The 16,944-nt window shown below is 66.8% G+C and carries 15 protein-coding genes; 5 read left to right on the top strand and 10 right to left on the bottom strand.

Annotated elements, in window-relative coordinates; translation table 11 throughout:
* Positions 1-31: 31 nt before the first annotated feature.
* The 8 genes from ACFQ3C_RS02730 to ACFQ3C_RS02695 form a co-directional block, all read right to left on the bottom strand.
* Entirely contained in the window at positions 32-718 is a 687-nt protein-coding gene (locus ACFQ3C_RS02730; RefSeq protein WP_380788895.1) for a glutathione S-transferase family protein, read from the bottom strand.
* Entirely contained in the window at positions 715-2,676 is a 1,962-nt protein-coding gene (locus tag ACFQ3C_RS02725) for an acetyl/propionyl/methylcrotonyl-CoA carboxylase subunit alpha (protein WP_380788894.1), read from the bottom strand. The genes ACFQ3C_RS02730 and ACFQ3C_RS02725 overlap by 4 nt, the downstream gene beginning before the upstream one ends.
* Positions 2,677-2,778: 102 nt before the next feature.
* Positions 2,779-3,189, bottom strand: a complete 411-nt coding sequence (locus tag ACFQ3C_RS02720; RefSeq protein WP_380788893.1) for an ASCH domain-containing protein — start codon at positions 3,187-3,189, stop codon at positions 2,779-2,781.
* Between the two features lie 2 nt (positions 3,190-3,191).
* Positions 3,192-4,796 (bottom strand): carboxyl transferase domain-containing protein, encoded by a 1,605-nt coding sequence (locus ACFQ3C_RS02715; RefSeq protein ID WP_380788892.1) that lies wholly within the window; start codon positions 4,794-4,796, stop codon positions 3,192-3,194.
* Positions 4,793-6,358, bottom strand: a complete 1,566-nt coding sequence (locus ACFQ3C_RS02710) for an AMP-binding protein (protein WP_380788891.1) — start codon at positions 6,356-6,358, stop codon at positions 4,793-4,795. Before ACFQ3C_RS02710 ends, ACFQ3C_RS02715 begins: the two co-directional genes overlap by 4 nt.
* Positions 6,359-6,362: 4 nt before the next feature.
* Positions 6,363-6,701, bottom strand: a complete 339-nt coding sequence (locus ACFQ3C_RS02705; protein ID WP_380788890.1) for a hypothetical protein — start codon at positions 6,699-6,701, stop codon at positions 6,363-6,365.
* Entirely contained in the window at positions 6,698-7,861 is a 1,164-nt protein-coding gene (locus ACFQ3C_RS02700; RefSeq protein ID WP_380788889.1) for an isovaleryl-CoA dehydrogenase, read from the bottom strand. Before ACFQ3C_RS02700 ends, ACFQ3C_RS02705 begins: the two co-directional genes overlap by 4 nt.
* 155 nt (positions 7,862-8,016) lie before the next feature.
* Positions 8,017-9,222, bottom strand: a complete 1,206-nt coding sequence (locus tag ACFQ3C_RS02695; protein WP_380788888.1) for a DegT/DnrJ/EryC1/StrS family aminotransferase — start codon at positions 9,220-9,222, stop codon at positions 8,017-8,019.
* 50 nt (positions 9,223-9,272) lie between these two features.
* Here ACFQ3C_RS02695 and ACFQ3C_RS02690 point away from each other — a divergent pair, with 50 nt between their 5' ends.
* Positions 9,273-10,661 carry an MmgE/PrpD family protein gene (locus tag ACFQ3C_RS02690; RefSeq protein WP_380788887.1) on the top strand — a complete coding sequence of 463 codons (1,389 nt, stop codon included), beginning with the start codon at positions 9,273-9,275 and terminating at the stop codon, positions 10,659-10,661.
* Here ACFQ3C_RS02690 and ACFQ3C_RS02685 read toward each other — a convergent pair.
* Entirely contained in the window at positions 10,643-11,308 is a 666-nt protein-coding gene (locus ACFQ3C_RS02685; RefSeq protein ID WP_380788886.1) for an HAD-IA family hydrolase, read from the bottom strand. The two genes, ACFQ3C_RS02690 and ACFQ3C_RS02685, sit on opposite strands and share 19 nt — an antisense overlap.
* 130 nt (positions 11,309-11,438) lie before the next feature.
* On the opposite strand from ACFQ3C_RS02685, the gene glmU reads away from it, so the two are divergent.
* From glmU to ACFQ3C_RS02670, 3 genes are read left to right on the top strand one after another with little or no spacing between them, the layout of a single operon-like run.
* A complete protein-coding gene (gene glmU, locus ACFQ3C_RS02680) occupies positions 11,439-12,794 on the top strand; it encodes a bifunctional UDP-N-acetylglucosamine diphosphorylase/glucosamine-1-phosphate N-acetyltransferase GlmU (protein WP_380788885.1) in 1,356 nt (451 codons plus the stop codon).
* Positions 12,794-14,617 (top strand): glutamine--fructose-6-phosphate transaminase (isomerizing), encoded by a 1,824-nt coding sequence (gene glmS, locus ACFQ3C_RS02675; RefSeq protein WP_380788884.1) that lies wholly within the window; start codon positions 12,794-12,796, stop codon positions 14,615-14,617. Before glmU ends, glmS begins: the two co-directional genes overlap by 1 nt.
* On the top strand, positions 14,614-15,357 hold the full coding sequence (locus ACFQ3C_RS02670; protein ID WP_380788883.1) for a DNA alkylation repair protein: 744 nt from the start codon (positions 14,614-14,616) through the stop codon (positions 15,355-15,357). The genes glmS and ACFQ3C_RS02670 overlap by 4 nt, the downstream gene beginning before the upstream one ends.
* 6 nt (positions 15,358-15,363) lie before the next feature.
* On the opposite strand, the gene ACFQ3C_RS02665 is transcribed toward ACFQ3C_RS02670, so the two are convergent.
* Positions 15,364-15,825, bottom strand: a complete 462-nt coding sequence (locus ACFQ3C_RS02665) for a hypothetical protein (protein ID WP_380788882.1) — start codon at positions 15,823-15,825, stop codon at positions 15,364-15,366.
* An 86-nt stretch (positions 15,826-15,911) separates the two neighbouring features.
* Here ACFQ3C_RS02665 and moaA point away from each other — a divergent pair, with 86 nt between their 5' ends.
* Positions 15,912-16,943, top strand: a complete 1,032-nt coding sequence (moaA, locus tag ACFQ3C_RS02660; RefSeq protein ID WP_380788881.1) for a GTP 3',8-cyclase MoaA — start codon at positions 15,912-15,914, stop codon at positions 16,941-16,943.
* Position 16,944: the final 1 nt, after the last annotated feature.

The following is a 16,944-nucleotide window of genomic DNA, read 5'->3' as shown; positions in this document are numbered from 1 at the left end:
CAGCACCGCCCTTTCATCGTTCCCCAAATACTCACTGCACCGGCCCCGACGCCTGTTCCCACGCGGGATAGAAGGCTTGCGTGTAGATCAGCGCCTCGCCGGGTTGCGGCAGGGCCGCGCGGAACCCGTCACGATCCGTGATCCGGGCCAGCCAGGCCTCAAGCTCGGGAAACCCGTCGGTCTTCGCGAAATGCCGCGCCAGATAGACGGCCTGCCCCACGGCGATGTCACAGGCCGAAAACCCGCTGGTCAGCAGGCAATCGCGGTTCTCGACCGGGGTGCTCAGCCGGGCCTCGATGGCGGCATAGCATTTCAACAGCCGCGCGGCTTCCAGCTTCATCACGATGGGGCTGCGCATCGCATCATCGTAAAGCAGGATATGCTGCTGGGTCAGGGCCGCGACATGCTGGCTGATGGTTTCGGCGAAATGCAGCCAGACCAGCCAGGCCATGCGGTCCGGATCGCCGGGCAGACGACCCAGCTCTGCCTCGGGGAACCGCTCGCACATATATTCCATGATGGCGGCACTTTCGAACATGCGCTCGCCGTCGATTTCCAGCGCAGGGACGCGGCCCGCGGGCGACAGGGTCAGGAAATCCGGCGCGCGCAGGCTCTTGTCGAAGGCGCGCAGCTGCACGACATGGGGCACACCCAGTTCCTTGAGCAGCCACAGCACCCGCATCGACCGGCTTTGCGGGCAATGGTGCAGCGTGATCATGCGCCCGCCCCCTGCGCGGCCTCAACCTCGGCTTCCAGCCGCACCAGCGCGGCACCGGCCTCGACCTGGGCGCCCGCAGCCACCAGCACCTCGGCCACCACGCCATCGCGCGCGGCCAGCAGGGAATGTTCCATCTTCATCGCCTCCAGCACCGCCAGCCGGTCACCCGCCTGCACCGCCTGCCCCGCCTGAGCGAAGACGGCCTTGACCAGCCCCGGCATCGGCGCCTCGATCAGATTGCCATCGCCCGCCGCCGCCGCGTCGCGCGCCAGCGGATCAATCCTGCGAAAGCCAAGGCCGGCCCCGGAAAAGACTGTCACAAGGTCACCCGTGACGCGCACGTCGGGCGCCACTTGGCCCTCCAGATGCCAGCGCCCGCCCTGCCGCCGCGCCTGAACCTGCACCGCGCCCAGCGTCACACAGCGCGCATCGGGCCCCGGGCAGCTGACCCGCGCCTCCAGCAGCTCGCCCTCATGCTCCAGCGTCACCTGCCAGGCCAGCGGCGACCACAGGGCAAAGCCACCCCGATCCTGTCTGCTGTCCAGCAGGCCCAGCGCCGCCAGCGCCGCCAGCGCCACATCGGCGGGCTGCGCGACCGGGGCCGCCACGAGTTGCGCGAGGTCACGGCCGATCAGGCCGGTATCCACATCGCCGGCGATGAACCCGTCATGGGCGCAGAGCGCGGACAGAAAACCAAGGTTCGTGACCGTCCCCGCCACCTGCGTACCGGCAAGGGCCGCGCGCATCCGCGCCAGCGCGACATCGCGCGTCGGCCCGTGGGTGATGATCTTGGCGATCATCGGATCATAGAACGGGCTGATCGCATCGCCCGTGCGCACACCGCTGTCGGCGCGGCAATCGGCGGGAAACGCCAGATGCGCCAGCGTGCCCGTGGCGGGCAGGAACCCCTTGGGCACATCTTCGGCATAGAGCCGCGATTCAAAGGCATGGCCCCGGATCGTCAGATCCTCCTGCCGCGCCGGAAGGGACTCGCCCGCCGCCACGCGCAATTGCCAGGCGACAAGGTCGATCCCGGTGATGGCTTCGGTCACGGGATGTTCCACCTGCAGGCGCGTGTTCATCTCCATGAACCAGAACCCGTCGGGGCGCAGGCCGCGGCTACCGTCGACGATGAACTCGATCGTGCCTGCCCCGCTATAGCCGATGGCCTCGGCGGCGCGCACGGCGGCGCGGCCCATCGCTTCGCGCACTTCTGCGGTCATGCCCGGCGCGGGTGCTTCCTCGATCACCTTCTGGTGGCGCCGCTGGAGCGAGCAGTCGCGCTCGAACAGATGCACGGCGCTTGTGCCGTCACCAAAGACCTGCACCTCGATATGGCGCGGTTTTGTCACGTATTTCTCGACCAGAACATCCGCGTTGCCAAAGGCGCCCCGCGCCTCGGAACGCGCGCTTTCCAGCGCCTCGGCAAAACCGGCCGGCGTCTCGACCAGCCGCATGCCCTTGCCGCCGCCCCCCGCCACGGCCTTGATCAACACCGGATAGCCGATGGCATCGGCGGCGCCCGCCAGATGCTCGGGGTCCTGATTGCTGCCGTGATAGCCGGGCACCACCGGCACGCCCGCCTTTTCCATCAGCGCCTTGGCCGCATCCTTGAGGCCCATGGCCCGGATCGCGCTGGCCGAGGGTCCGATGAAGACCAGCCCCGCCGCCACCACAGCATCCACGAAATCGGGGTTTTCCGACAGGAAGCCGTAGCCCGGATGGATCCCTTGCGCGCCCGTATCGAGGGCCGCCCGGATGATCCGCTCGCCGCGCAGATAACTGTCCGCCGGGGCCGCGCCGCCGATATGCACGGCCTCGTCGCAGGCCGCCACATGGGCCGCACCGGCATCGGCATCGGAATAGACCGCGACCGTCCGCACCCCCATGGCGCGGGCTGTGCGCGCCACCCGGATGGCGATCTCGCCGCGGTTGGCAATCAGGATCTTGTCAAACATGGGTCCTCCTTTTCGGCCCTGGTGCGGGCTGGCGCGGCGCAAGCGAGGGGCCAGCCCCTCGCGCACCCCGGGATATTTGGGGCAAGAAGAAACAGGGCCGGGTCATGCGAAGACCTCGACACAGGTGAAACGCTCGACCAGCATCTCGACATCCGGTGCGAAAAGCCCCGCGCGGGCAAGGTAGGCGCGGTAGCCTTCCCGCCAGTCGGCGAGATCGCGGAATTCGCCCTGTGCTGCGACCAGATCCTCGGTCATGGCGTCGAAGTGCATCCGCATCACATCCTCGGTGCGGATGGCCAGGATCGGCGCGCCTTCCCAATCGAGCGCGATATCGACGCGCCCCGGTTCCGGCAGGGGATCGCCGCGTCTGGCGAAATTCAGCACCGCGTCACAGGTGACGGTCTTGCGCCCCTGTCGCACCAGATCGAGGATCCGCGCGTTCAGCGCCCGGCTATCGCCAAAGCGGAAACTGCTGGCCCCTGTGTAGCGGGCGATGGCGTCGGCCTCTGTCATGATCACATCCGGAACACGCCGAAGCGCGTGTCCTCGATGGGCGCGCAAAGGGCCGCCGACAGCGACAGCGACAGCACCTCGCGGCTTTGGCGCGGGTCGATGATCCCGTCATCCCAGAGCCGGGCCGAGGCATAAAGAGGGTGGGACTGGCGCTCGAACATCTCGATGGTGGGGCGCTTGAACTCGGCCTCCTGCTCGGCCGACCATGCGCCGCCCGCGCGTTCGATCCCTTCGCGGCGCACGGTGGCCAGAACCCCGGCCGCCTGTTCGCCGCCCATCACGGAGATGCGGGAATTGGGCCAGGTCCACAGGAAGCGCGGGCTATAGGCGCGCCCGGCCATGCCGTAGTTGCCGGCCCCGAAGGAGGCGCCCACCAGCATCGTGATCTTCGGCACATTGGTCGAGGCGACGGCCGTCACCATCTTGGCGCCATGGCGCGCGATGCCCTCATTCTCGTATTTGCGGCCCACCATGAAGCCGGTGATGTTCTGCAGGAACACCAGCGGGATCTTGCGTTGGCTGCAAAGCTCCACGAAATGCGCGCCCTTCTGGGCGGCCTCGGAAAAGAGCACGCCGTTATTGGCCACGATCCCCACGGGGCAGCCCTTCACATGGGCAAAGCCCGTCACCAGCGTGTCGCCGAAGCGTGGCTTGAACTCGTCGAAGCGGCTTCCGTCGACCAGCCGCGCGATCACCTCGCGGATATCATAGGGCGTGCGCAGATCGCCGGGCACGACGCCCAGGATCTCTTCGGGATCATAGGCGGGATCCTCGGGGGATTGCCACTGCACGGTCGCAGGCTTGGCGCGGTTCAGGTGGCTGACCGCGCGCCGCGCCAGGGCCAGCGCATGGCCGTCATCCTCGGCCAGGTAATCCGCCACGCCGGACAGGCGCGTGTGCACATCGCCGCCGCCCAGATCCTCGGCGGTGACCACCTCGCCCGTGGCCGCCTTGACCAGCGGGGGACCGGCCAGAAAGATCGTGCCCTGGTCGCGTACGATGATCGTGACATCGGACATTGCGGGCACATAGGCGCCACCCGCCGTGCAGGAGCCCATGACGACCGCGATCTGCGGGATGCCCTTGGCGCTCATCCTCGCCTGATTGTAGAAGATGCGCCCGAAATGGTCGCGATCGGGGAACACCTCGTCCTGGTTGGGCAGGTTCGCGCCGCCGCTATCGACCAGGTAGATGCAGGGCAGATGGTTCTCCTCGGCGATCTCCTGCGCGCGCAGGTGTTTCTTGACCGTCATCGGATAGTAGGTGCCACCCTTCACGGTGGCGTCATTGCACAGGACCATCACCTCAAGCCCGTGGACCCGGCCGATACCCGCGATCACACCCGCGCCGGGGGCCGCACCGTCATACATGTCATGCGCCGCCGTCGCCCCGATCTCGAGGAAGGGCGCACCGGGATCGAGCAGGTTCGCCACCCTGTCACGCGGCAGCATCTTGCCCCGTTCCAGATGCCGCGCGCGGGCCTTGTCACCGCCGCCCGCAGCCGCGGCCTGCGCCGCGGCGGCCACCTGCTCCAGCGCCGCCAGATGGGTGGCGCGATTGGCCTGGAACGCTTCGGATGACGCGATCGCCCGGGATGTCAGTTTCATGTCTCGCTCTCCCTTTCCCGCGTGGCGCGGGCCTTGAGTTCCTTGCGGATCACCTTGCCGGTCACGGTCATCGGCAGGGCATCCAGAAATCCGATCTCGCGCGGATAGGCATGTTTCGCGACCCGCGCCTTGACATGCGCGCCCAACGCTTCGGCCAGCTCCGCAGAGGGCGCATGGCCCGGTTTCAACACCACGTAAGCCTTGACCAGTTCGGTCCTGAGCGGGTCGGGCTTGCCCACAACGCCCACGGTGGCGACGGCGGGATGGGTCAGCAGGCAATCCTCGATCTCGGAGGGGCCGATGCGGTAACCGGCGCTGGTGATCACATCATCCTCGCGCCCGACAAAGCGGATGAACCCGTCCTCGATCACGCCACGGTCGCCGGTCAGCATCCAGTCGCCGCGAAACTTCTCGGCTGTCGCGTCAGGCCGGTTCCAGTAGCCCAGCATCATCGAGGCCGCGCCACGCCGCACGGCGATATCGCCCTCGCCCGCCGTCGCCTGCCCCTGATCGTCGATCACCGCCACGTCAAAGCCCGGCACCGCCTTGCCGATGCAGCCGGGACGCGGCGCGAACAGCGCACCGCAGCTTGAGGCGACCATGTTGCATTCGGTCTGCCCGTAGAATTCGTTGATCGTCAGACCAAAGGCCCGCTGCCCCCAATCCAGCATCTCGGCCCCCAGCGGCTCTCCCCCGCTGGCCACGGAGCGCAGACCAGGGATCGCCGCATCCGCAGCCTTCAGCATCCTGAGCGCGGTCGGCGGAAAGAACACGTTCCGCACCTGCCCGCGCCGGATCACCTCAAGGCATTCGGCCACGCTGAACTTGGCCATGCGCGCTGCCACCACCGGCACGCCCAGCGCCAGCCCCGGCATCAGCACGTCGAACAGCCCGCCGATCCAGGCCCAATCCGCCGGCGTCCAGAGGCAATCGCCGGCCTGGCCCAACAGGTCATGGCTGATCTCGACCCCCGGCAGATGCCCGGTCAGGATACGGTGGCCATGCAGTGCGCCCTTGGGCGCGCCCGTCGTGCCGGATGTATAGATCAGCACCGCCGGATCTTCGGGGCCGGTATCGGCGGTCTCAAACAGCGCCATGGGCAGATCGGCATCCTCGGGCACCAGCGTTGCCAGATCGAAACCCTCCAGCAGGGCCGCGCCTTCGGCGTCGCAGATCACCAGCCCGGCCCCGGCATCGGTCAGCCGGGTCCGCAACGCATCCTGACCGAACAGCTTGAACAGAGGGATCGACACCGCGCCCAGCTTCCAGATCGCCAGATGCGCCGCCGCGGTCCAGCCCGATTGCGCGCGCAGCACGCCCACCCGGTCGCCTCGCGCCACGCCGCGCGCGACAAGCGCATGGGCCAGTGCATCGGCCATGCCGCGCAACTCGCCATAGCTGATGGGCCGCGCCTCACCATCGGACAGATCAAGGATGGCCAGAAGCCTGGGCGCGCGCGCCGCCCAGGCGTCGCAGGCCTGTGCGGCCATGTTCAGCCGCGCGGGCAAGTTCCAGCGGAAGCCTGCGACAAGTGCCTCATGGGTTTGTCCATGCTCCAGCATCCGCTCAGGCCTCCGGCGCCAGGGGGGCGGCAAAGGGGCGGTCACCAGGACGCCCCACATGCAGCAACCCGCCGCCGCGCCCGACGAAATAGGCGCGCTCCGCCTCACGCCCCTCGGCGCAGACGACAACCAGCCAGACGCGCGCATCCATCCCCGGCACCGCATGGCACATCCGGATGGCATCAGGCGCAAGCCCCTGGTCGGCGACATAGCGGTTGGCATAGGCCATGATCACATCCGTTTCGCTCAACTCCGCCTGCCGCGCCCCCGCCAGATAGCCCAGCGTACCCGCCGCCGCGGTCAGAACCGCGATAACAGCCAGGACGACGGGCGGCAGTTTCATGACATCGCGGCCATCATTTCGCGGCCCACCAGCATGCGCCGGATTTCCGAGGTGCCGGCCCCGATCTCCATCAGCTTGGCGTCGCGGAAGATCCGCGCGACCGGCGCATCGGCCAGGAACCCGGCCCCACCCATCGCCTGCACCGCCTGATGCGACACTTTCATGGCCTCTTCGCTGGCGTAAAGCACGCAGGCGGCGGCATCGGCGCGCGTCACCTCGCCCCGGTCGCAGGCCTTGGCCACTTCATAGACATAGGCGCGGGCCGAGTTCATGGCCGTGTACATATCTGCCAGCTTGCCCTGCATCAGCTGGAAATTTCCGATGCTTTGGCCGAACTGGCGGCGCTCGGCCATATAGGGCATGATCTCGTCCAGGCAGGCGGCCATGATGCCGGTGCCGATGCCCGACAGCACGACGCGTTCGTAATCCAGCCCCGACATCAGGACGCGCACGCCCTTGCCCTCTTCGCCAAGGACGTTCTCGAAGGGCACTTCCACATCGTCGAAGATCAGCTCGGCGGTATTCGATCCGCGCATGCCCAGCTTGTCGAAATGCTTGCTGGTGGAAAACCCCTTCATGGTCTTTTCGATCAGGAAGGCCGTGATCCCCTTGGATCCCGCATCCGGGTCGGTCTTGGCATAGACAACCAGCGTATCGGCATCGGGGCCATTGGTGATCCAGTACTTGTTGCCGCTCAGCCGGTAGTGATCATTGCGCTTCTCGGCGCGCAGCTTCATCGACACCACGTCGCTGCCAGCCCCCGGTTCGGACATGGCCAGGGCGCCCACATGCGCGCCGCTGACCAGGCCGGGCAGATACTTGCGCTTCTGCGCCTCGGTGCCGTTCAGCTTGATCTGGTTGACGCAAAGGTTGGAATGCGCGCCGTAGGACAGGCTGACGCTGGCGCTGGCGCGGGCGATTTCCTCGACCGCGATGACATGGGCAAGATAGCCCATCCCGGCGCCGCCGAATTCCTCGTCCACCGTGATGCCCAGCAGCCCCAGATCGCCCATCTCGCGCCACAGTTCGGCGGGAAATTCATTGCTGGTGTCGATCTGGCCCGCCATCGGCCTGATGCGCTCCTGCGCCCAGCGGTGCACCATCTCGCGCAGGGCGTTCACATCCTCGCCCAGATCGAACTTCATCGTTGCGGTGAACATGCAGCTACCTCCCCAAGATCGCGTGGCCGGCTCGTTATTGAACGGTTGTTCATTAATAGGCACGACACCTGAGTCGCGTCAACACTCTTGCAGGGCCGACGCCATGCGCGCGCCCGCTTCACCGTTCCCGAAATACTCAAAACCCGTTTCGGTCGTCACGCCGCCTGATGCACCGCGCTGACCTCGGCGCGGATGATGCGGGCCAGCAAGGCGCAATCGTCAAGGCTGAAGGTCAGCGGCAGGCGCATGTCCAGAATACCCGCCAGAATACGGTCGCTGGCGGGCATGGGCGCGCTGGGAGCGTAGCGCCAGCTGTCGTAGCGGCTGGTGAACCCGGCCGGCTCGGCCGCGCCGAACCATTTCAACTCGACCCCGCGCGCGGCGCAGCGCGCCACCACCTCGCGCACCTTCGGCGCCGCCCAGTCCAGCAGCAGGAACTGGAAGGACGATCCGACAAAGTCTTCATCCGCGGGCCGCTCGATCAGGCGCAGGCCGGGGCAATCGCGCAGGCCCGCCTCGACCACGCGGTAGCGGTCGGTCCATGCGGCGCATTGCGCCGCAAGGCGGCGCAGCTGCGGGCGCAGGATCGCCGCGCGCAGATGATCCATCCGTCCCGATATGTTGGGCGTGTCGTATTTCACCGCCTCGAACGCATCGGGCGCCGGGGCCGCCAGATGGCGCGGATAAAGCATGTAGGACCCCGACAGGATCACCGCGCGCGCCATGACCTGATCGTCATTGGTAACCAGAAACCCGCCCTCGCCCGAATTCATGTGCTTGTAGGTCTGCGTCGAATAGCAGCCGATGATCCCGTCGGTGCCCGACAGCCGCCCGCGCCAGCGCGCGCCCATCGTATGGGCGCAATCCTCGATCACCCGCAGGTCATAGCGCGCGCAGATCGCCAGCAGCCGGTCCATGTCGCAGATATGGCCGCGCATATGGCTGAGCAACAGGACCGAGGCGCGATCTGCCTTGGCCTCGAGATCATCAAGGTCGATGGTCAGCGCCTCGGTCACGCCCACGAAGACCGGAATCGCCCCCACGGCGGCAATCGCCCCCGGCACGGGCGCAAGGGTGAAGGCATTGCTCAGCACCCTGTCACCGGGTCTGACCCCCAGCGCCCGCAGCGCCGTGGTCATCGCATAGCCGCCCGAGGCGACGGCCAGGCAGTATTTCACGCCCATCGCGGCGGCGAATTCCTGCTCCAGTACGGCCACCTCGCCGGCCTCGTCACCCTTGACGTTGTAGCGGTGCAGGCGGCCCGACCGCATCACATCCACAGCCGCCGCGATCCCCTCTTCGGGGATGGGTTCCTGCTGGGTGAAACTGCCGGTGAATTTTTCGTTGGGGTTCTGTTCCATCTGCCTGTTGTGGGGCGGCAGGGGCGTTTCGTCAATCGGGGCGATGCATGATGTCGCAACCGCATCTGTCCGATGTCGGCTTTGTCGCGGCAAAGCCATGCTGCGGCGCCCAGACTGGCCCGATGGACCAGACCACAGCCCCCCGCCTCATCCATGACCTGCGCTGGCAGGATCTTCCCGCCGTCGTGCGGGCGCGCCTGCCGCTGGCCCTGCTGGACCTGATCGGGGTCGCGGCGGGCGGTGCGGGCACCCGCCTCAGCCGGATCATCCGCGACCATGCGGCGGCGGAATTCGCAGGGCCCCTGCCGATGCTCTTCGACGGGCGCGGCGCCAGCGCCAGCGGCGTGGCCCTGGCCGCCGGCATGACCATCGACAGCCTGGACGGGCATGACGGGTTCAACCCGTCGAAAGGGCATATCGGCTGCCCGACCCTGGCGGCGATCCTGCCACTGGCGGTCGAGACCGGCGCCAGCGGACAGCAGGTGCTGACCGCGCTGGCACTGGGCTATGAATTCGGTGCGCGCGCCGCCATGGCGCAGCATGGCACGGTCGCGGATTATCACACATCGGGCAGCTGGGGCGCCGTGACCGCCGCCGCCGTGGCTGCGCGCCTGCTGCGGCTGGATCACGCCCAGACCCGCCATGCGCTGGGGATCGCGGAATATCACGGGCCGCGCAGCCAGATGATGCGCTGCATCGACCATCCCACGATGGTCAAGGACGGCTCCGGCTGGGGCGCGATGGCAGGCGTGTCAGCCGCGCGTCTGGCCGCCGCCGGCTTTACCGGCGCCCCCGCCATCACGGTCGAGGAAGCCCCCGCCTACTGGTCCGATATCGGCACCCGCTGGTACACGATGGAGCAGTATTTCAAGCCCTACCCGGTGTGCCGCTGGGCCCAGGCCCCGATCGAGGGGGTGCTGGCGCTGCGCCGCGCGCATGGCCTGACGGCAGATCAGGTGGAGCGGATCGAGGTGACATCCTTCCACGAGTCGATCCGCCTGGCCACCCGCCGCCCCGAAGGCAGCGATGCCGCGCAATATTCCACGACCTTCCCCTGTGCGGTTGCACTGGTGCATGGCACGGTGGCGCCCGCGCATATCGCGGATGACGCGCTGACCGATCCCGAGGTGCTGCGCCTGTCGGATGGCATGGTGCTGCACGAATCCGATCATGCCAATGCCGCCTTCCCGCTGCGCCGTTATGCCCGGGTGGACCTGGTGCTGAAGGATGGCCGCACCCTGGCAGGCGACTGGATGGAACCGCGCTGGGATCATACCGCCCCGCCCACCGAGGCCGAATTGCGCGCCAAGTTCCGCGATCTGGCCGGTCACGCGCTGGGAAAGGACCGCGCCCGCCGGATCGAGGATGCCGTAGACGCCCTGCCCGATGGCGATGTCGCCCCCCTGGCCGATCTGATCTGTCAGCCGATCAGCCGCTGAACCGTACCGGGCAATTCGTCGAAATGCCCGATCAGCGCCTCGGGCTTCAGGGCGGCCACATCCTCGGCCCCCGGCCCGAAGGTGACCAGCACGCTTGGCACACCCGCGGCGCGGGCGGTTTCACGGTCGGTGACGGTATCGCCCACCAGCAGCGCGCGGCGCGGATCGCCGCCCGCGCGGCGCACCGCCTCGACCAGCGGGGCCGCATCGGGTTTTCGCACGCTCAAGGTGTCGGCCCCCACAAGCGAGGCAAAAGCCCCGCGCACCCCCAGCCGTGTCATCAGCGTCTCGGCCAGGCCTTCGGGCTTGTTGGTGCAGATCCCCACCGCATAGCCGTCGCGCGACAGCTGGGCCACGGCCTCCATCGCGCCGGGATAAAGCACGGTATGCACGTCGATGGCGGCGCCATAAGCCTCCAGAAGCACCGGGTAAAACCTGTCGATCTGGCCTTCAAGGTCGGCATGGCCGATCCGGCCCAGCCCCAGCCGCAGCATCGCGCGGCCACCGCGCAGCGCAGTGCCCGCATCGCGCGCAGGATCCAGCACGGCGCCCGCCCCCATCATGTCGAAACAGGCATTCGCCGCCGCGATCAGATCGCCGCTTGTGTCGGCCAAAGTCCCGTCGAGGTCGAAAATCACCGTTCTCATCATTCTGCCCTTTCCGGCGGTCTGCCGCCGATGCCTGTCATAACCCGCAATCAGACGTGAACCGATGCAGCCTTGCGCCCTTGGTCCAACCGGATAAAACGGGCGCAACAAAAGGGCAAAGAGAAACAGCATGAACACAGCACTTGTCATTCTGGCGGCCGGCATGGGCACGCGGATGAATTCGGATCTGCCCAAGGTACTGCACCCTCTGGCGGGCGCGCCGCTTCTGATCCATGCGATGAAGGCGGGGTTTGCACTGGACGCATCGGCCTGCGTCGTCGTGACCGGGCACGGGGCCGAGGCCGTGACAGCCGCAGCGCATGACTGGGACGAGACCGCGCAATGCGTGCTGCAGGATCCGCAGCTTGGCACCGCCCATGCGGTGGCGCAGGCGGCCCCCGTGCTGGCGGACTTCCAAGGTGACGTGATCGTGCTTTACGGCGACACGCCCCTGATCCGCCCCGAAACGCTTGAGGCGATGCAGGCCGCGCGCGCCGATCATGACATCGTCGTGCTGGGCTTTCACGCCGTCGATCCGGGCCGCTATGGCCGCCTGGTGATGGAGGGTGACCGGCTGGACCGGATCGTGGAATTCAAGGATGCCACGGATGAGGAACGCGCCATAACACTCTGCAACAGCGGCGTTATCGCAGCAGATGCCAAGACGCTGTTCGATCTGGTCGCGGCCGTCGGCAATGCCAATGCGGCGGGTGAATACTACCTGACCGACATCATCGGGATCGCCCGCGCGCGCGGGCTGACCGCCACCGCCGTCACCTGCCCCGAGGCGGAAACCATGGGCATCAACACCCGCGCCGAACTGGCGCAGGCCGAGGCGGGATTCCAGGCCCGCGCCCGCGCGCAGGCGCTGGAGGATGGCGTCACATTGATCGCCCCCGACACGGTGCATTTCGCCCATGACACGGTGATCGGCCGCGATGCGGTAGTGGAACAGAACGTGGTCTTCGGCCCCGGCGTCACCGTGGAAAGCGGCGCGCGCATCCGGGCATTCTCGCATCTGGAAGGCTGCCATGTCAGCCAGCGCGCCATCGTCGGACCCTATGCCCGGCTGCGCCCCGGCGCGGAACTGGCCGAGGACGTGCATGTCGGCAACTTCGTGGAAATCAAGAATGCCGTGCTGGATGCGGGCGCGAAAGCCAATCACCTCAGCTATATCGGCGATGCGACCATCGGCGCCGGCAGCAATATCGGCGCGGGCACGATCACCTGTAACTATGATGGCGTGATGAAGCATCACACCGAGATCGGGCGCGGTGCCTTCATCGGGTCGAACACGATGCTGGTCGCCCCCGTCCGCGTGGGGCACGAGGCCATGACCGGCAGCGGATCGGTGATCACGACCGATGTGCCCGATGGCGCATTGGCCCTGGGCCGCGCCAGGCAAGTGGTCAAACCCGGCATGGCGCTGAAGCTGATGGAGCTTTTGCGCGCCACGAAGGCCAAGAAAAACAAGGGGGCAAACTGATGTGCGGCATTGTCGGCGTTCTGGGCGATCACGAAGCAGCGCCCCTTCTGGTCGAGGCGCTGAAGCGTCTGGAATATCGCGGCTATGACAGCGCGGGCATCGCAACCGTCAACAACGGCAAACTGGACCGCCGCCGCGCGGTGGGCAAGCTGGTCAACCTCAGCGATCTGCTGGTGCATGATCCGCTGGCCGGAAAGGCCGGGATCGGGCACACCCGCTGGGCCACCCATGGCGCACCCTCGGTCACCAATGCCCATCCGCATCAGGCAGGCCCCGTGGCGGTCGTGCATAACGGCATCATCGAGAATTTCCGCGATCTGCGCGCCGAGTTGCGCGGCCATGGGCTGGACTTCGTCACGCAGACCGATACCGAAACGGTCGCCCTGCTGACCCAGCACTACATGGCGCAGGGCGCCAGCCCGGTCGAGGCCGCGCGCCAGACCATCGCCCGGCTGGAAGGCGCCTTTGCGCTGGTCTTCCTGTTCGAGGGCGAGGAGGATCTGCTGATCGCCGCGCGCAAGGGCAGCCCGCTGGCCGTGGGCCATGGCGATGGCGAGATGTTCGTCGGATCGGACGCCATAGCACTGGCCCCGATGACCGACCGCATCACCTATCTGGAAGAGGGCGACATCGCCATCGTCACCCGCACCAGTCTTGAAATCCGCGATGCAAACGGCGAACTGGCCAACCGCGCGATCAAGACCATCCAGATCGAATCCGCACAGGTCGACAAGGCCGGACACAAGCATTTCATGGCCAAGGAAATCGCCGAACAGCCCCGCGTCATCGGCGAAGCGCTGCGTTTCTACCTGTCGGGCGAGGGCGACACGATCCGCCTGCCGGGCGAGGGCATTGATTTCACCGCCATCGACCGGCTGTCGATGGTGGCTTGCGGCACTGCCTTTTACGCCTGCATGACAGCGAAATACTGGTTCGAGCAATTGGCCGGCCTGCCTGTCGATGTCGATATCGCCTCGGAATTCCGGTACCGCGAGCCGCCGATCCCGGCCCGCACCATGGCGCTGTTCGTCAGCCAGTCGGGCGAAACCGCCGACACCCTGGCCGCCCTGCGCTATTGCGAGGGCAAGGCCGCGCGGATCGTATCGGTCGTGAACGTGGCCGAAAGCTCGATCGCGCGGGAAAGCGATCTGGCGCTGCCCATCATGGCCGGGGCCGAGATCGGCGTCGCCTCGACCAAGGCGTTTACCTGCCAGCTGACCGTGCTGCTGCTGCTGGCGCTGGAGGCCGCGCATCAGCGGGGCCGCATCAGCCAGGAGGAGCTGTCGGATCACCTGAGCGCGCTGCGGTCGCTACCCGTCGCCCTGAACGCGGCGCTGGACCTCAGCGGCAAGATCAAGAATGCCGCGCGCAAGCTGTCGGAATCCACGGACGTGTTGTTCCTGGGCCGTGGCCTGATGTATCCGCTGGCCCTTGAGGGCGCATTGAAACTCAAGGAAATCAGCTATATACATGCCGAAGCTTATGCATCAGGCGAACTGAAGCATGGCCCCATCGCGCTGATCGACAAGACCATGCCCGTGGTCGTCATGGCCCCGCGCGACGCGCTGTTCGACAAGACCGTGTCGAACATGCAGGAGGTGATGGCCCGCGGCGGCAAGGTCATGCTGATCACCGATGCCGAAGGAGAGGCAGAGGCGTCCGACCAGACCTGGCAGGTGCTGGTGATGCCGCGCATAGACGCGGTGCTGACCCCGATCCTCTATGCGCTGCCCGCCCAATTGCTGGCCTATCACACCGCTGTCGCCAAGGGCACCGATGTGGACCAGCCCCGCAACCTGGCCAAATCGGTGACCGTGGAATGACCCTTGATGACGCCCTGGCGCAGCTGCGCGCCCTGTCCGACCCCGAACGCGCCAAAGGCATGGCCGATTATCACAAGGTGCCGCGCGAATACCTGGGCCTGACCACGCCGCAGATCACCGATCTGGCGACAGCCTGGCGCGAAGGCATGGACATGTCAGACCGCGTGGCCCTGGCCGATGCCCTGTGGAAGACCGATATTTTCGAAGCAAAGATCGCCGCCGCCAAACTGCTGACGCAGGCGCGGATGAAACCCGATGCGGCGGCCTGGGCGCTGATCGTGTCCTGGGTGCCCACCTTCGACAGCTGGGCGATTGCCGATGCGGCCGCGATCGCCGGGCAGAAACGCCTGCTGGCCGATCCCGCGCGGATCGACACGGTCGCCGAATGGACAAGATCCCCGCATCACTGGACGCGCCGCGCCGCGATGGTCTTTACCCTGCCCTGGACCAAGCAGAACCACCCCAAGCCCGCCGATGTGCAGATCCGTCAGCGCGTGCTGGAATGGGCGGCGGCCTATGTGCATGATCCGGAATGGTTCATCCAGAAATCGGTGGCCTGGTGGCTGCGCGAACTGTCCAAGCATGATCCTGACCGCGTGCGCTATTTCCTGAAGAACCACGCCCGGCACATGAAGCCCTTTGCGCGCCGCGAGGCGTCGAAACTGCTGCCGCCCCAGACGACACAGGATTCATCGCCAGAGACACCCCAAGCGACACCCCCTGCCGACACGCAGGGCTGAGACGGATCAGTTCGCGAAAACCTCGACCCGTGGCAAGGCCGTCAGTGGCGCGTCCAGCATACGCATGGCCGACAGCGACAGGCGGCTGCCGCCGGTGGCGGGCCCGGCAATCGGGATCAGGTCCAGGTTCAACCGCCGTCCGTTCGCCCGGTAAAGGACGCTGCCCCGGGTCGGCGCGCTGACCAGCGGCGTTTCCATCCAGAACCCCGGACGCGCCGGATCCCCCAGAGAGGCGATCGTCACGCCCAGCGATCCGGCCGCAGCGGGCGCCGGCGTCGCGGCAGCCTGCCGTTCCGCGGGTGTGGCCCTGTCCAGATCCTCGGGACGGATCGGCGCCCCGGTCAGGGGGGGGCGCTTACTGGTCTGCGGCGCAGAGGCCGGCGTGCCCAGCCGTTCGGGGAAAGGCAACTCGGCGCAGCCCGCGACAAGGGCTGCAAGGGCGATCATGGGCAATGCAATCTGTTTCATGCCGCGCAGTCTAGGGCGCAGCACGGGGCCGTGCAATCTTAACAATCCCCCTTGCCCAGACTTCCGCCGATCCTTAGTTTCGCCGCATGACGCAAAGCATTACATCTCCCGCTCCCGCACCGCTGGTCGATCCGTTCCAGCGCGCCATCAGCTATTTGCGCGTGTCGGTCACGGACCGCTGCGATTTCCGTTGCGTTTATTGCATGTCGGAGAACATGACATTCCTGCCCAAGGCGCAGTTGCTGACCCTGGAAGAGCTGGACGTGATGTGTTCGACCTTCATCAGGCTGGGCGTGGAAAAGCTGCGCATCACGGGCGGCGAACCCCTGGTGCGCAAAGGGATCATGACCTTTTTCGACGCGATGTCGCGCCATCTGGACAGCGGCGCGCTGCGCGAGCTGACGCTGACCACAAATGGCAGCCAGCTGGAGAAATTCGCCCCCGATCTGGCGGCGGCAGGCGTGCGTCGGATCAATGTCTCGCTGGACACGCTGGATGATGCCAAATTCGCCCAGATCACCCGCTGGGGCCGTCTGCCGCAGGTGCTGCGCGGGATCGAGGCCGCGCAAAAGGCGGGTCTGCGCGTCAAGATCAACGCGGTCGCGCTGAAAGGGTTCAACGAGGATGAGCTGTTCACGCTTGCGGCCTGGTGCGCGGATCGTGACATGGATCTGACCTTCATCGAGGTCATGCCGATGGGCGATATCGGCAACGAAGACCGGCTGGATCAATACTGGCCCCTGCGCGACCTGCGTGCACGGCTGGCCGAACGCTTTACCCTGACCGATCTGGCGGAACGCACAGGCGGCCCCGCGCGCTATGTCCGGCTTGAGGAGACGGGCCAGAAGATCGGCTTCATCACGCCGCTGACCCATAATTTCTGTGAAAGCTGCAACCGCGTGCGCCTGACCTGCACCGGAGAGCTGTACATGTGCCTGGGCCAGGAAGACATGGCCGATCTGCGCGCGCCGCTGCGCGCCAACCCCGGCGACACCGAGGCCCTGGAAGACGCCATTCGCGCCGCGATCCGGCTGAAGCCGAAGGGCCATGACTTCGACTATTCCCGGCAGGTCGTTGATGGCAAAATGTCCCGCCACATGAGCCATACCGGCGGATGAC

The organism is Seohaeicola saemankumensis (genome assembly GCF_042678485.1).
Classification (GTDB): domain Bacteria; phylum Pseudomonadota; class Alphaproteobacteria; order Rhodobacterales; family Rhodobacteraceae; genus Seohaeicola; species Seohaeicola saemankumensis.
Note: the sequence above shows the minus strand (reverse complement) of the source record. Positions and strands in the feature narration are given on the sequence as shown.

Excerpts from the sequence above, each read along its gene's own strand:
- ACFQ3C_RS02715 (WP_380788892.1), bottom strand. The coding sequence starts at position 4,796 with ATGAAACTGACATCCCGGGCGATCGCGTCATCCGAAGCGTTCCAGGCC.
- ACFQ3C_RS02710 (WP_380788891.1), bottom strand. The coding sequence starts at position 6,358 with ATGCTGGAGCATGGACAAACCCATGAGGCACTTGTCGCAGGCTTCCGC.
- ACFQ3C_RS02700 (WP_380788889.1), bottom strand. The coding sequence starts at position 7,861 with ATGTTCACCGCAACGATGAAGTTCGATCTGGGCGAGGATGTGAACGCC.
- moaA (WP_380788881.1), top strand. The coding sequence starts at position 15,912 with ATGACGCAAAGCATTACATCTCCCGCTCCCGCACCGCTGGTCGATCCG.
- ACFQ3C_RS02685 (WP_380788886.1), bottom strand. The coding sequence starts at position 11,308 with ATGAGAACGGTGATTTTCGACCTCGACGGGACTTTGGCCGACACAAGC.
- glmU (WP_380788885.1), top strand. The coding sequence starts at position 11,439 with ATGAACACAGCACTTGTCATTCTGGCGGCCGGCATGGGCACGCGGATG.
- ACFQ3C_RS02705 (WP_380788890.1), bottom strand. The coding sequence starts at position 6,701 with ATGAAACTGCCGCCCGTCGTCCTGGCTGTTATCGCGGTTCTGACCGCG.
- ACFQ3C_RS02665 (WP_380788882.1), bottom strand. The coding sequence starts at position 15,825 with ATGAAACAGATTGCATTGCCCATGATCGCCCTTGCAGCCCTTGTCGCG.
- ACFQ3C_RS02695 (WP_380788888.1), bottom strand. The coding sequence starts at position 9,222 with ATGGAACAGAACCCCAACGAAAAATTCACCGGCAGTTTCACCCAGCAG.
- ACFQ3C_RS02690 (WP_380788887.1), top strand. The coding sequence starts at position 9,273 with ATGTCGCAACCGCATCTGTCCGATGTCGGCTTTGTCGCGGCAAAGCCA.
- glmS (WP_380788884.1), top strand. The coding sequence starts at position 12,794 with ATGTGCGGCATTGTCGGCGTTCTGGGCGATCACGAAGCAGCGCCCCTT.
- ACFQ3C_RS02730 (WP_380788895.1), bottom strand. The coding sequence starts at position 718 with ATGATCACGCTGCACCATTGCCCGCAAAGCCGGTCGATGCGGGTGCTG.
- ACFQ3C_RS02670 (WP_380788883.1), top strand. The coding sequence starts at position 14,614 with ATGACCCTTGATGACGCCCTGGCGCAGCTGCGCGCCCTGTCCGACCCC.
- ACFQ3C_RS02725 (WP_380788894.1), bottom strand. The coding sequence starts at position 2,676 with ATGTTTGACAAGATCCTGATTGCCAACCGCGGCGAGATCGCCATCCGG.
- ACFQ3C_RS02720 (WP_380788893.1), bottom strand. The coding sequence starts at position 3,189 with ATGACAGAGGCCGACGCCATCGCCCGCTACACAGGGGCCAGCAGTTTC.